This window comes from Flavobacterium sp. HSC-32F16 (assembly GCF_024171645.1).
GTDB lineage: Bacteria > Bacteroidota > Bacteroidia > Flavobacteriales > Flavobacteriaceae > Flavobacterium.
The window spans coordinates 566,327-581,761 of the sequence record NZ_JALKAC010000001.1 but is presented as its reverse complement, the minus strand read 5'-3'; the positions used below and the strand labels follow the sequence as shown (position 1 = coordinate 581,761).

8 protein-coding genes and 1 CRISPR repeat array (1 of these 9 running past the window's edge) are annotated in these 15,435 nt (G+C 33.1%); of the genes, 7 read left to right on the top strand and 1 reads right to left on the bottom strand.

Annotation, left to right across the window (positions count from 1 at the left end; all coding sequences use genetic code 11):
• Positions 1-174: 174 nt before the first annotated feature.
• Positions 175-492 (bottom strand): hypothetical protein, encoded by a 318-nt coding sequence (locus tag L1276_RS02655; RefSeq protein WP_253785191.1) that lies wholly within the window; start codon positions 490-492, stop codon positions 175-177.
• Between the two features lie 168 nt (positions 493-660).
• Here L1276_RS02655 and mobA point away from each other — a divergent pair, with 168 nt between their 5' ends.
• The 7 genes from mobA (at position 661) to cas9 (ending at position 10,706) form a co-directional block, all read left to right on the top strand.
• A complete protein-coding gene (mobA, locus tag L1276_RS02650; RefSeq protein ID WP_253785189.1) occupies positions 661-1,098 on the top strand; it encodes a conjugal transfer protein MobA in 438 nt (145 codons plus the stop codon).
• 60 nt (positions 1,099-1,158) lie between these two features.
• The gene (locus L1276_RS02645) at positions 1,159-1,401 is read left to right on the top strand and encodes a hypothetical protein (protein WP_253785187.1); all 243 of its coding nucleotides are present in this window, start codon (positions 1,159-1,161) and stop codon (positions 1,399-1,401) included.
• 185 nt (positions 1,402-1,586) lie between these two features.
• The gene (locus L1276_RS02640) at positions 1,587-2,150 is read left to right on the top strand and encodes a hypothetical protein (RefSeq protein ID WP_253785185.1); all 564 of its coding nucleotides are present in this window, start codon (positions 1,587-1,589) and stop codon (positions 2,148-2,150) included.
• A 4-nt stretch (positions 2,151-2,154) separates the two neighbouring features.
• Positions 2,155-3,825 carry a hypothetical protein gene (locus L1276_RS02635; protein WP_253785183.1) on the top strand — a complete coding sequence of 557 codons (1,671 nt, stop codon included), beginning with the start codon at positions 2,155-2,157 and terminating at the stop codon, positions 3,823-3,825.
• Positions 3,826-4,002: 177 nt separating this feature from the next.
• Positions 4,003-4,920, top strand: coding sequence for a tyrosine-type recombinase/integrase (locus tag L1276_RS02630; RefSeq protein ID WP_253785167.1), 918 nt, complete (start codon positions 4,003-4,005; stop codon positions 4,918-4,920).
• Positions 4,921-4,929: 9 nt separating this feature from the next.
• Positions 4,930-5,799, top strand: a complete 870-nt coding sequence (locus L1276_RS02625) for a site-specific integrase (protein WP_253785165.1) — start codon at positions 4,930-4,932, stop codon at positions 5,797-5,799.
• 239 nt (positions 5,800-6,038) lie between these two features.
• Positions 6,039-10,706, top strand: a complete 4,668-nt coding sequence (gene cas9, locus L1276_RS02620) for a type II CRISPR RNA-guided endonuclease Cas9 (RefSeq protein ID WP_253785163.1) — start codon at positions 6,039-6,041, stop codon at positions 10,704-10,706.
• A gap of 89 nt (positions 10,707-10,795) precedes the next feature.
• Positions 10,796-15,435: direct repeats of the CRISPR family, unit length 36 nt; unit sequence GTTGTGGTTTGATTAAAGATTAGAAAACACGATATT (it continues 1,062 nt past the right edge of the window).

Here is a 15,435-nt window from a genome sequence, read left to right as displayed (position 1 = left end):
GGACGAGCAAAACATTATGCCGTAGTCTTTTGAACAGGCTGATCCAGCACGTCCTACCTTGGTTTTCTTTTTATTATTTTTTTGGGCAGAATATAAATAAAGTTAAACAAGTAGAGTTTAATAAATAAAAATAAGCACAGATCCTTGTCTTTGCTACTATTTTTCAGATTAAAACTAAATCCAGTCGTAGGGTTTGTCCTTGCGGTTGAGGTAGCAGTATATTTCTTCCTTTTTAAGTTCGGGAAAGAATTTAAGGGCATCTTCAATGGCATAGTTGGGAAGAAAGTAAATCTCATCACGGACAGCTGTAATCACTTTTTCACGACCATAAAAACGCACGATTTCATCAATTTCATCCTGACCTCCACGCTCTATGATGCGGGCAATTACCATTTTATACGAACGCTCCCAATTAATTTTATCAAATATAAATTCCCAAAAAAATTTAGGATCAAGATTAGGAATTTCTTTATGTTTTTTTGTCTTTTTCATACTATAAATTTAATGATTTTCAGTAGGCTATGCAATGATTTACGGGTGAAAATCCGTCGTTTTCCTCAAGAAATAGTAAGCCAAATACCTCCAAATACTGCCACATTTTAATATCACTTTTGATAATAAAATATATTGGTTTTTAAATAACTATGAGTAATTGAAACCATGGAAAATGAAGAAAAAAAGAACCCGAATAAAGGAGGAAGACCTTCCAAAATAGATCCCGCTGTCCACCGCTATTCCATCAGTCTAAACGCGGAAGAAAACGCCCGTTTTCTGACACTTTTTGAAACATCAGGAATGCATGTAATGGCGCACTTTATTACAGCGTGTGTTTTTCAAAAAGGGATCAAAACTGTAAAGATTGATAAAGCAACAATGGATTATTATATGCGCCTGACCTCTTTTTACAGCCAGTTTAGGGCTGTTGGGGTTAATTACAATCAGGTTGTGAAGATTCTATATCAAAAATTTTCTGAAAAGAAAGCTTCGGCATATCTGTACAAACTCGAAAAGCGGACAATAGAATTAGCCGTTTTATCTAAAAAGATAATACAGCTCACAGAGGAGTTTGAACAAAAGTATCTGAAAAAAGATTCTTGATATGACAACGAAAATTCCAAGAGCAATAGGTTTGCACTAGTATTGATTCATGCCAAATGTATGAAACACGATTTTCAATGTACCGTATATAAAGAATTGATAGGATACATTCTTGTGATTTTTTTAATTGCCAGCTATTACACAAATGCAATTTCGCAGTTATGTTTCACATCACCTCTTTACTTTATCCCATCAGACCTCCGCCATGCAGTTTTCCTGAATTATGAAAGTCCGCTGTTGGGGACTCATATTGATTTAATTTATACCTTATCTGAAAGCCTGCTGGGTTATACTCAGATCTGAAAAACAAATTGTCTTGAACATTATGACTTTAAAAGACAAATAGTGCCGGCAGTGCTCATACCGCAATAACTTCAAAAACACCTATTTATATTTACAGGAAGACTTTAATCCTTCTTTGATATAATACAGTACTGCCAAACGGCTTCGGTCGCCTTATCTCCGAAATAATGGAAAGCATTAAATTTATGGAAACTTTAGAAACACTATTCCGGTCTTTTGAAACGGGTATTCGAAGTGCAAAAGCAATAAAGCCCAAACAATACCTTAAGAGTATCGGACTGGAATATTCAGATCTTCGGATCGGTTTTAATTCAGGTCAGTTCCATCACCGCAAAACCCTTAAATCCAAAGACGAGTTTGAAAAACTGGGCGTAATTACCAAAAGCGATGCGGGAGTCCGTGATGATTCCTTTACTGCATATACTGTATTTGGACGGTACGGACTTATTTTTCCCCTTCTTAATCAGGACAACAGCATAGTGAATTATTATGCCCTGCGTTTTGATCTGGAGGAGCAGAAACAGGAATACCTGAACAGCGAAGGAATCTACCCCGCTTATCCGCATCCCCTTACCAAGAAATTATACTTAGCACCGACTGTTATTGACTGCGCCAGTTTAATACAGAGTAAGGTACTGGATCAAAGGGAAGCGGTTATTGCCCTGCATGATGGGGAACTGCTGGAACAGCATTTAGAAATTATCAAATCATTATATGAATTAGAAGTAATAATAATCTTTAAGCGATGAGAAAATGGAAAAGATCAGATTACAAATGCAGGAGATCAGACCCGATATGCCTCTCTCAATAGTAGAACTTCCCGAGGGGCATAGTCTAAATGACATGTGGGTCGATTATGGAACGGACGGAATATTGAATCTTTTAAAAAATGCAAAAACAGAAAAAACGGACAACGTATTACAGATTGTAAATGGCTACAAAATCAGCTATACAGGTGTAGCTGGAGTGTTTTATGTCGTAGGCAACCTGCCCATGGATTTGGGCAACCTCAGGGTATCGCTTCAGATTGTGGCACATACTACACAAAAGAAACACAGGCTGAAAGTTGACCTTTTTGATTTTGGCAGTGTGCAGAGCCAGTGCGGGGAACTCTCCGAAAAGCAGGGTTTTGATTTTCAGGAATTGGAAACAGACTTTTTACAGTTAACGGATTTATTGGAACAGCATCGGGAAGCACTCTTTGATGCGGAAATAAACCCCGTTACGGATCGATACTCCGAAAAAGAACTTACACCACAGGCACATGAAAAAGCGGTCGAATTTCTTTCAAAACCCCAATTGCTGGAAAATATAGACAAGCTGTTGGAACAGAACGGAATTGTAGGGGAAGAACAAAACAGAATGGTTCTTTTCATACTTGCTTCGAGTTACAAAATGCCTTATCTGATGCATGCCATTGTTCAGGGATCAAGTGGTGAAGGAAAAAGCCATCTGATTAACGGGATTGCCCAGTGCATGCCTCAGGAAGATGTGATGAACATGACCCGTATTACAAGTAAATCCCTATATCATTACAGGGATAAAGAGCTTATCAATAAATTAATTGTGATTCAGGATTTTGATGGTCTGGACGAAGAAGCGCAATATGCCTTTCGTGAAATGCAGTCAGCCAAATTCCTGACAAGCTCCACTGTGGTCAAAGATATTTTTGGAAATAACAGGGGAAGGATCAAGCAAGTACGGGCACACTTTGCCAGCATGACCACGACAACCAAAGCGGAAGTTTATTATGACAATATGAGCCGTTCTGTAATCTTGGGTGTAGATGAAAGCCAGGCACAGACCATAAGGATAATATCCATCCAAAACAAAAAAATTGCAGGAAAAGGAAACAACGAAAACGAGGTTCAGGCAACACAGTTGCTTAGAAATGCCATGCGTGTGCTAAAATCCTATGAAGTGATTAATCCCTTTGCTGATAAACTTATACTTCCCCTTGAAGCCAAGATGCTCAGAAGACTAAACAGCCAGTTTCAAAATTTTGTTTCACAAATTACGATCCTGCACCAGTACCAAAGAAAAACCGACAGCAAAGGCAGACTTATAGCCACCAAAGAAGACGTGAAATCTGCCGTTGATATTTTCTTCAGCTCGATCATTATCAAAGTGGATGAACTTGATAAGAGTACACGACAGTTTTTTGAGAATCTCAAAGGCTATGTCAAAAGCCAGAAGAACGGATCGACACACCGGTTTACCAATAGGGAAATGCGTCAGAAATTAAACATCAGTAAAACTTCGGCTTTTAGGTACATGCAGTTATTACAGGAACTCGAATACATACAGGCAATTGAAGGCTCGGTAAACAAGGGTTTTAAATATGTAATAAGTTACTGGGATAATATGGAAAAACTTAAAAGCAAGATTAAGAAAGAACTGAATAGCCAATTGGAAAAGTTTTAAGATGAAAAATACAAAAAATGAAAAAAAAGCACAAGAAAAGTAAAAAATGGAACGCTACGGAACGCCAGCGGAACGCGTGAGCATAAATGTTTACTGAGCATACGATACTGGTGTTCCGTGTTCCACGGAGTGCGCAAGCGACGACTTTGAAGTATTATAACTTAACCTCAAAAAACAATGAAAAACAAGATAGAAAATAAAGAATTTCGAAGGCTCCTGGATTCCTTTGACAGTTTTATAAAAGTTAGGAATTATAAAACAGGGAACAGCAGAATGTACCAAAATACCTTGATAGAATTCCTGCTCTGGCTGGAAGAATCCGGAATTAATAATATTCAGGAGCTGTCTACTAAAGAATCAATTAAATATTTTGAGTATTTAATTGCAAGACCAAAACTTAGAGGTGAGGGTACACTTTCACAGAAAAGCATCAAGTTTCATCTTTTTGTGCAGGGATTATTTCTAACGAACCTAATGGAAAACAAGGAAATTGAAAACGGGTATTATATTCCAAGTTATGATGGAGGTACTCAAAATTCAAGAAACTCGCTCAGTGTTGACGAAATAAAAGCGGTTTACAAACATGCAGAAAATGAATTGGAACGGGCTCTGCTCTCTATTGCTTATGGATGCGGGCTTAGACGTTCTGAAATCAGTGCGCTGGATTTAAAAGATGTAAAACTGGCAACAGGAATGGTTGTTGTTAGAAGCGGAAAAAACAGCAAAAGGCGTGAAGTTCCCATGAGCGATACGGTTATGGGGTACTTAAGAAAGTACATACAGGAAGAGCGCAGTCAAAGGCTTGCAGGGAAAAGCCAGATAGAAGAAGCCTTTTTTATTAATTCCAAAGGCAGACGAAGTACAGGGGAAAATCTGAATGATATCTTAAAAAAAATGGTTGAGCAGACAAAAGACTTTGAACTGATAAAAAAAGATATTACGCTCCATTGCCTGAGACACAGCATTGCAAATCATCTGGCGGAGAATAATGCAGGAATTGATTTTATTAGAAGGTTTCTAGGGCATTCTGATATTAACACAACCTATATCTACGCTATCAAAAACAAGAAACGAAAACCGATCGTAAACTTTTAAATAATCGCTATGACCAAACAGACACTAGAGCAGTTCCTGCTCCAAAATTACAGCAGACAGACCGTATCAAGCTATTTGTTTGCGATCAATCATTTTTTAAAATTAAATCCAAAAGCCAAGCGATATAAATACGTAAATATCGTGGAGTATATGGACGAAATCAGCAAAAAGAACTCTAATAGTAAATATCGTGTTGTTATTCTATCAGCAATCAAAAAATATTATGATTATCTGGTCATGAGCGGTTACAGAAATGACCATCCATGCAAACGCCTGAATATTAAAGTAAACAGCAATCAGGCGATACAGGTTCAGGATCTTTTCAGCAGTTCAGAACTGCAACTGCTCTTGGAGCGTGAAAACCGTTACAAGCATTTAGACGTGAGGAATAATGTTTTATTATCACTTCTTATATATCAGGGACTTACAAGTGATGAAATTATAAGGCTTAATGTTAAAGACGTTGACTTGGATAATGGAACGATATACATCAAAGCCTCTATCAATCTTAATAAAAGAACAATGAATTTAGTCCCCAGACAGATGATTTTGTTTTTCAATTACTTGCAGGAAACCCGATTGGAAATACTTCGCTGTAAAACAGAAAAACTAATTATTACCAAACTTGGCAAGCCTATCACAGTGGGGGGTATTCATGGAATGATTGATCCGCTCAGGGTTTTATTTCCTGATCGAAAACTCAATCCGCAGACCATAAGAATGAGTGTGATCTGTAATTGGCTTAACGAGAAAAATATTGCACTTGAAAGGACGCAGGAACTGGCAGGACATAAATGGCCAGGAACTACGGAAAAATATATTAAAGTGAATAGTTCTCAGCAGAGAGAAATGATTAATCGGTATTTCCCAAATATTTAAAGCTCTGCCATAAGAGCTTTTTTTATCTGTAAAATTAATAATAAAAAAAAGTCCCACCGAAGCAGGACTAAAGATTTTCATCTACGGCATATAGCCTTATTGTGATAAGATTAAAGATTAGAAATTTTAATCAGTTACAAATATATAGAAAAAATATTCTATTTAGAAAAAGGAAAACCGTAAAGAGGTCAATTGTTTTTTATTTATCTTTCGAAGTTGTTTTTAAAAATAGAGTTATTATGGCAAAAATATTAGGATTAGATTTAGGAACAAATAGCATTGGATGGGCTATTGTGGATGATGAAAAAAAAATAATTGTTGATTCGGGAGTTAGAATATTTCCTGAAGGTGTTGTTGCAAAAACAATTGGTCAAGGAGATAGAGAAGAAAGTAAGAATGCAAAAAGAAGAAATAGCAGACAGCTAAGAAAGCAATTTTACAGAAAGAGATTAAGAAAAATAAAGCTACTAAGGACTTTACTATCTTTTGATATGTGTCCATTAACAAATAAAGAACTTGATATTTGGAGTAAATGGGACAAGCAAAAGAAAAAAGAGGGTAGAATGGCTCCCGAAATTCATTTGCCTGAAAATCATCCTTACCATTTATGGTTAAAGCAAAATCCTTATGAATTAAGAGATAAAGCATTACAAAACGATTTGACTCTTTATGAGTTTGGAAGAGTTTTGTACCATTTAATTCAACGAAGAGGTTTTTTAAGTAATCGTAAGGGAAAAGACGATGGAGCAATCTATAAAGGAAAAGAAAATATTATAGGAATCTCGCAAACTCAAAAAGAACTTGAAAATTCAACTCTTGGCAAATATCTATTTGAGATTCTTCCTAAAGAAGGGGAGCCTTATAAATTAATTACTGATGAAGAAGGAAACGAGTTAAGAGTTAGAGCACGTTATACCTTACGAGATATGTATGTTGCAGAATTTGAAGCCATTTGGAATAGACAAGAAAGCCATTTAGGACTGGATAAGAAAAATGTATTCAAGAATAAAAATATATTTCTTAACGGTGATATTGAAAAAAATAATAGAAATAAAAGAAAACTAGAATATCTTATAAAGTCAAAAGGAATTGAAAATGTTGCCATTAATTTATTAGAGAATAATACAGGCAATATTTCAAGTAAAAAATATCTAATAAAAGTAGCTTCTGAAATTCCTTTTAAAGAGTTTTTAGCGGGTATTATTGAAAAGGGTGAGGACGAAAATTTAAAATTTAAAAGTCAAGATAGTGTTTTGTTTTGGCAACGTCCTTTAAAATCGCAAAAAAGCTTGTTATCAAAATGTCGTTTTGAACCAGACTTGAAAGACGACAATGGCAAATATTTGCAAAAAGGGAAAACACCTTGTCATTTATCACATCCATTATATGAGGAATTTAGAGCCTACCAATTCATTAATAATATTGAATATGGAAAAAAACAAAGATTGGAAGAAAGTCAGCGACTTCAGGTTTTGGATTTAATAAATTCAAAAGACAGCAATTTTAGTTTTTCTGAGATAAAGAAGAAACTGAAACTAGAATATGAAAAATTTAATTATTCTGATGATCAGAAGGTTCCAGGTAATTATAGTATTAAAAATTTAAATTCAATTTTTTCTGAATCAGTGTTAAGAAAGGAGCATGTTAATTCTGTTAATGGTAAAGAAGTTGTTGAATATGGATTTGAAAAAATTTGGCACTGTTTTCATTATTTTCAAGATAATGATTTACTAGTAAAGAAGCTTTCTGTTGATTTTGCTTTAGAAGAAATAAATATAAATAAAGTTGCTAAAATTAATTTAAAAGAAGGTTATTCCAATGTATCATTAAAAGCTATAAAAAATATTTTACCCTATTTAAAACAGGGCAAAAGGTTTAGTGATGCTGTAATTCTTGGAGGTGTCAGGAATGCCTTTGGTCATAAATGGGAAATTTATAAAAATGATCATCAGCAATTTGAGAAAGATATTATTTCTATATTGAAACTTAAATATAACAAGGAGGGAGATGCAATTGAGAAAATAAAAGAGTACCTGATTGAAAATAAATACGGTTTTGTTGAAAATGATAAAAGATTTAGAAAATTTTATCATCATAGTCAAGAAATTGAAAAGGTTGAGAAAAAGGATAGAATTGGAGAAATTGAAAATTTAAGGAACCCAATAGTTCAGCAAGGCGTTAATGAAGTAAAGAGGTTAGTTAATGAATTATTAAAGACATATCAGGCATTTGACCAGATAAGAGTAGAGCTAGGACGGGATTTAAAAAATAATAAAACAAAAAGACAGGAATTAGGTTATAAAATTGCTGATAATACCAAGAAAAATGATGAAGCTAGGCAACTTCTAACAGAATTTGGATTAAAACACAGTAGGGAAAATATTCAAAAAGTTTTATTGTATAAAGAAATGCAGGAACGTGGTACAATTGCAGTTTGTCCTTATACTAATAAAACAATCAATATTTCAGATGTTTTAGGAAGAGAAAATAAAATTCAGATTGAGCATATTATCCCAAGAAGTGTTTCCCTCGATGATAGTTTTGCAAACAAAACACTTTGCGATGCAAAATTTAATGGATTGAAAGGAGAAAGGACGCCGTATGATTTTTATCAATTAAACAAGGATTCTAATTTGTGGGGCGGTGCTAAAACTTGGGAAGAAATCGAGTATCGTGTGTTTAAATTATTGCCTTACTCAAAAGCAAAGAAATTTACCTCTAAAACAAAATTTGAGAAGAATGATTTTATTGAAAGACAATTAAATGACACAAGGTATATCAGTAAAAAAACAAATGAAATACTTTCGCAAGTTTGTGATGATGTTCGTGTAATGCCAGGTGGGTTAACGGCTGAGCTCAGAAAACTTTGGGGATTGAACAATATTTTACAACCCACATTTACGGTTGATATTCCAGATTTGTACATTGCTGAAAATAAACATATACCCCATTATGTTGTTCTGAATGCAGATAATAAGGCAGTAGTTTCCCAAAGAATTTACAATTCAAAACCAGAATTAGAAAATGATGAAACTACATTATTCGGAAATGTTGATAAAGGAATTTTCAAATCTAGTGTCAAATACGTCAATTTTCAGATGGAAACTCCAGAACTCAAAAATGGTGAATATTGGGCAAAGTTAAAAATATCAGAACCCAAAGATGTTGTTAGAGTTTTTAGAGATAAACCAGAAGCATCTGAAGAAGAAATCGTATTAAGAGGCAAAGTTGAAAAAGAAAAGTTTAAAAATGAAGGATTGGGCCTAATAAATGCTTCGGGAAGAGATAATGGTACTTATTGGGCTAAATTCTCCATCTTGAAAAAGAAATTTGAAGCACCTAATAAAGAGGATCAACCTAAAAAGAATGGAAAACAATTATTGCTTTTTGGAGAAGTAAAAGAAGGTATTTTCTCATCCTATATTTATCAGTGTGAAACCACTGAATTAGATGGTAAATATTGGCTACTAATTGATGTTGATTTTGAAAAAGTTGATTTTGAAAGAGCAGTCAACGAAAGACCTATTCTTAATGATTATCAAATATTAATTGAAGGGACTACAAACGATGATGGTATTTTTGTCTCGGAAATGGACAACCAGCATCAGTTTGAAATGAAGGACGGAAAAGGAAGGTATTGGGTATTGTTTGATATAATTTCTGAAGTCAAAGATTATTATGATGTTAAGAACGAGGCTCCAAAACTTGAAGATGGGCAAACGTTGGTAGAGGGAATAGTATGGGTTGATAAGTATACAGGCGAAATTAAGTTTGATCCAAAAAAGAATAGAGAAGATCATAGGCATCACGCACTTGACGCTTTAGTCATTGCTTTAACGAAGGAAAGATATTTTCAGGAATTGAGTAAATACAATGCTTCTGTTGAAAATAAAAAGAGAGGTAATGAATACGAAAAAGAGCAATTGGATTTTCCAGAACCTTGGAATGGATTTCATACTGACGCAACAGATGTAATTAGTAAAATATTGATTTCTCATAAACAGAACAGAAACATACTTGTAGAAGTTAGAAAAAAGATTGTCAAGGACGGAAAGAGTTATTTGAGTGTTGGTCAGGCTGTACGAGGACAATTACATATGGAAAACTTTTATGGAAAGGTAATTCCACCAAGTGGGAAAGAAGGATATCATATTCGCAAATCTGTAGAGAGTCTTGTGACAGATAAACAAATTAATAAAATTGTAGATGTAAAAATCCGTGAAATTATTATTAAAGCTAGAAAAGCAGAAGTTCAACTCTTTAAGGAAATTGAGAAATTGACTAAACAAATAAAAACAACAAAAACGGATTTTGAAGATGAACAATTAAAAAAGGAAATTGAATTTTTAAAAATTAAGACAAGGAATTTATATACTTTACCTAATAAAAATGGAGAAAGAGTTCCAATTAAAAAAGTACGAGTTTCAGAGGAAATGGGGAATGCACAACAATTAAAGCCCTCCATCAAACAATTTGTAAATCCAAGGAATAATCATCATGTTATTATATATAAGAATGAAAAAGATGAAGTAAAGGATGGAATAACTAATTTTTGGAATGTGGTTGAAAGAAAAAAGCAAAATGATGAAATATATAAGTTGCCTGCGTCAACATTTGGAGAGCCATATCCAAAAGAAATGTTATTAACTTTTCAAGAAAATGATATGTTTATATTAGGGCTTACTGATGATGAATATAGAGATAATGTTGGAAATGAAGCGTTTTTGAGTAAACATTTATATAGGGTTCAAAAAATATCTGAAGGAGATTTTTCATTTAGACACCATTTAGCTTCAACTGTATTACATAAAGAACAAGAAGTTAGAATTGCAAGTATGAAAAAATTTCAAGAAGTAAATCCAATCAAAGTTACAGTTTCTATTTTTGGAAAAATTGAGAATAAATAAAGATTAATTAAGTTCTTTGACATACTTTTAATCTTAAACCTCTCAAACCACAACGGAAAATCGTTCCGATTTTCTGTAGCGGATTTTCCGTTGTGGTTTGATTAAAGATTAGAAAACACGATATTTTACAGAAGTACTCACATTCTTGCAGTACCGTTGTGGTTTGATTAAAGATTAGAAAACACGATATTCCGCTAAAAAACTGGCAGATACCCAGAAAAGTTGTGGTTTGATTAAAGATTAGAAAACACGATATTAATACTGGCGCGACGAAGTCGTTACAGGTAGTTGTGGTTTGATTAAAGATTAGAAAACACGATATTAAATCTATACAGGCAAATTTAACAGCAGTAGTTGTGGTTTGATTAAAGATTAGAAAACACGATATTAAAAAATGGTCTGAGAAGTTGTCACCCCTGTTGTGGTTTGATTAAAGATTAGAAAACACGATATTCAAATTCAATTGATTCTATACTTTCTATTCGTTGTGGTTTGATTAAAGATTAGAAAACACGATATTCAAATGTTCAACATCATTGAATTCAAAGGTGTTGTGGTTTGATTAAAGATTAGAAAACACGATATTTAGAGTTAGATTATCAATATGTAATGGGTGGTTGTGGTTTGATTAAAGATTAGAAAACACGATATTAAAACTACTCAGCAAAAACCAATTGATTTGTTGTGGTTTGATTAAAGATTAGAAAACACGATATTCCACCTTCTCCCTCCCACTCATGCGTAACAGTTGTGGTTTGATTAAAGATTAGAAAACACGATATTGTAGTATAAAGCCTTGCTTCTTCTCTAAATGTTGTGGTTTGATTAAAGATTAGAAAACACGATATTGTAAGAATTTACGACAGCGTAAACAAGGAAGTTGTGGTTTGATTAAAGATTAGAAAACACGATATTATATTGATTTCTTAAAGTTTGAAAATGTCGGTTGTGGTTTGATTAAAGATTAGAAAACACGATATTTTTGGCGCGCTTATTCCTTCTAGCGTATAAGTTGTGGTTTGATTAAAGATTAGAAAACACGATATTATATCACGCCTGCAATTTCTGAAAGAATGGTTGTGGTTTGATTAAAGATTAGAAAACACGATATTGTGCGCGCGGCCAACTCTTTCACATTCTACGTTGTGGTTTGATTAAAGATTAGAAAACACGATATTCCGTCCAGTGTGAACGTATCGCCCGCGGTTGTTGTGGTTTGATTAAAGATTAGAAAACACGATATTCTAACACGGTGTAGGGTATGAACTTAGATAGTTGTGGTTTGATTAAAGATTAGAAAACACGATATTACCCTAACGCAGGACAAGCAATAGGAAGAAGTTGTGGTTTGATTAAAGATTAGAAAACACGATATTTGATACGTATATCACGTTCATAGGTTATAGTTGTGGTTTGATTAAAGATTAGAAAACACGATATTTCGATTTCTGTATTTTCGTGCAGTAAATAAGTTGTGGTTTGATTAAAGATTAGAAAACACGATATTTCCAAAGATATAATCGAAAGCGATCTTTACGTTGTGGTTTGATTAAAGATTAGAAAACACGATATTTAGAAGAGCATCCGAAATATAAAGAATTCGGTTGTGGTTTGATTAAAGATTAGAAAACACGATATTGAAATGGTGTTTGGGGAAAAGTAGTTGATTGTTGTGGTTTGATTAAAGATTAGAAAACACGATATTTTGTTCAGCGTTTTATCCATTTTATCCACAGTTGTGGTTTGATTAAAGATTAGAAAACACGATATTCTGATTGCCCTAAATAAGATGCTATTGTAGTTGTGGTTTGATTAAAGATTAGAAAACACGATATTAAAGTGGAATCATTTGATTTTACAAAGTTGGTTGTGGTTTGATTAAAGATTAGAAAACACGATATTTGAGAACAGTAGCACTAGGAGGCAAAGGAAGTTGTGGTTTGATTAAAGATTAGAAAACACGATATTCAACTAAAGAAAAGTTAATGATTTTAGCTGGTTGTGGTTTGATTAAAGATTAGAAAACACGATATTTCGACAAAGTTTATATAACAGGTAAATCAGGTTGTGGTTTGATTAAAGATTAGAAAACACGATATTTCTATATCTGAGCAGGAAAATATAATTATCGTTGTGGTTTGATTAAAGATTAGAAAACACGATATTTTAATCTTAGTAACAACTTTTGGCTTTGCAGTTGTGGTTTGATTAAAGATTAGAAAACACGATATTTCATTTTTGGCTAGTTTTATTAAATTATTGTTGTGGTTTGATTAAAGATTAGAAAACACGATATTTTTTGATAACTAGGTTCTTGACGTTCACTAGTTGTGGTTTGATTAAAGATTAGAAAACACGATATTATGGCATTTGATACAATAACGTCACAATGTGTTGTGGTTTGATTAAAGATTAGAAAACACGATATTGAAATTGTTCAGACAATACAACATTACTTGGTTGTGGTTTGATTAAAGATTAGAAAACACGATATTATTATGTCGCTGATTGCGTCTAAATTATCTGTTGTGGTTTGATTAAAGATTAGAAAACACGATATTTTTTTTAAGTTTTCGTGTTGTCCGATAATAGTTGTGGTTTGATTAAAGATTAGAAAACACGATATTTGGATAAAGTTTCAATTACAGGTAAATCAGGTTGTGGTTTGATTAAAGATTAGAAAACACGATATTTATTGGCAGAAAATGGTTTAAAAGGAGCCGGTTGTGGTTTGATTAAAGATTAGAAAACACGATATTACATAACTACCGTTTACAACATTCGTATCAGTTGTGGTTTGATTAAAGATTAGAAAACACGATATTGTAAATGATATTGAACCGCCGCCGCCACATGTTGTGGTTTGATTAAAGATTAGAAAACACGATATTGGAATGATGAAAACACAACAAGAGCTAATGGTTGTGGTTTGATTAAAGATTAGAAAACACGATATTCTTGTAAGGAAAACTGATGAGTTGAAAAAAGTTGTGGTTTGATTAAAGATTAGAAAACACGATATTTTCCTGTTTTGCCATTACCTAAATTGTATTGTTGTGGTTTGATTAAAGATTAGAAAACACGATATTAAAGACATTTCTTCTAAAGAAACCATACTAGTTGTGGTTTGATTAAAGATTAGAAAACACGATATTGAAAATAGGTTTAATCCATTTGATGAACGCGTTGTGGTTTGATTAAAGATTAGAAAACACGATATTTGATAATCGTTAATACTATTCCTACATTTTGTTGTGGTTTGATTAAAGATTAGAAAACACGATATTGCTACTCCGGTTATAAGCATACAAGCCGAGGTTGTGGTTTGATTAAAGATTAGAAAACACGATATTGTTTAGAATTGGCTGTTCAAACACAAGATCGTTGTGGTTTGATTAAAGATTAGAAAACACGATATTACATTCACGAAAACAATAAAGCCAGAGAGAGTTGTGGTTTGATTAAAGATTAGAAAACACGATATTATTGCGCAGTCGCAATGGCAAGCTATGGTTGTTGTGGTTTGATTAAAGATTAGAAAACACGATATTTAAATAAAGATGAACAGTATAGCACAAAAAGTTGTGGTTTGATTAAAGATTAGAAAACACGATATTTAACTACATTAGCATAAAATTAAAACATAGGTTGTGGTTTGATTAAAGATTAGAAAACACGATATTATTTCATAATTTTTAATTTTTAGTATTGGTGTTGTGGTTTGATTAAAGATTAGAAAACACGATATTCTTTGAAGCTTATCATAGTTACTCCAAATAGTTGTGGTTTGATTAAAGATTAGAAAACACGATATTTGCTTGGAGAAAAAAACATTCTGATGTAGAGTTGTGGTTTGATTAAAGATTAGAAAACACGATATTCGTATAAGTTCAGCGTCTGCGATCTTTTTTGTTGTGGTTTGATTAAAGATTAGAAAACACGATATTCGTCTTTTTCCTTCCAAGCCTTTACAAGTGTTGTGGTTTGATTAAAGATTAGAAAACACGATATTTGCGAAACCAAAACCCCGACAATACCGGATGTTGTGGTTTGATTAAAGATTAGAAAACACGATATTAATTACAGGTAATTTAATTGTAACAAAAGAGTTGTGGTTTGATTAAAGATTAGAAAACACGATATTAGATACGAACCTATTAAAGTATTATTAGAGGTTGTGGTTTGATTAAAGATTAGAAAACACGATATTTTAAACTCTTATAAAACCATGACACAAGACGTTGTGGTTTGATTAAAGATTAGAAAACACGATATTGCTTGGCTTTTCAATAAAGGTCTTGTTATAGTTGTGGTTTGATTAAAGATTAGAAAACACGATATTCAATGCACATTACAAAGGTCACCAGGAAACGTTGTGGTTTGATTAAAGATTAGAAAACACGATATTATTTGACCTGTAAATGTTTCAGGCAGTACCGTTGTGGTTTGATTAAAGATTAGAAAACACGATATTAATTACGAAAGAGTTAGAAAAGGAGATATTGTTGTGGTTTGATTAAAGATTAGAAAACACGATATTTCATCTTTGTTGTAAGATATGGCAATACTAGTTGTGGTTTGATTAAAGATTAGAAAACACGATATTTTTTGGAAGGCGTGGAAGACGGTTATATATGTTGTGGTTTGATTAAAGATTAGAAAACACGATATTAATAGGATCAGTCATAGCGACATTAGTTAGGTTGTGGTTTGATTAAAGATTAGAAAA

Excerpts from the sequence above, each read along its gene's own strand:
- L1276_RS02630 (WP_253785167.1), top strand. The coding sequence starts at position 4,003 with ATGAAAAACAAGATAGAAAATAAAGAATTTCGAAGGCTCCTGGATTCC.
- mobA (WP_253785189.1), top strand. The coding sequence starts at position 661 with ATGGAAAATGAAGAAAAAAAGAACCCGAATAAAGGAGGAAGACCTTCC.
- cas9 (WP_253785163.1), top strand. The coding sequence starts at position 6,039 with ATGGCAAAAATATTAGGATTAGATTTAGGAACAAATAGCATTGGATGG.
- L1276_RS02640 (WP_253785185.1), top strand. The coding sequence starts at position 1,587 with ATGGAAACTTTAGAAACACTATTCCGGTCTTTTGAAACGGGTATTCGA.
- L1276_RS02635 (WP_253785183.1), top strand. The coding sequence starts at position 2,155 with ATGGAAAAGATCAGATTACAAATGCAGGAGATCAGACCCGATATGCCT.
- L1276_RS02645 (WP_253785187.1), top strand. The coding sequence starts at position 1,159 with ATGAAACACGATTTTCAATGTACCGTATATAAAGAATTGATAGGATAC.
- L1276_RS02655 (WP_253785191.1), bottom strand. The coding sequence starts at position 492 with ATGAAAAAGACAAAAAAACATAAAGAAATTCCTAATCTTGATCCTAAA.
- L1276_RS02625 (WP_253785165.1), top strand. The coding sequence starts at position 4,930 with ATGACCAAACAGACACTAGAGCAGTTCCTGCTCCAAAATTACAGCAGA.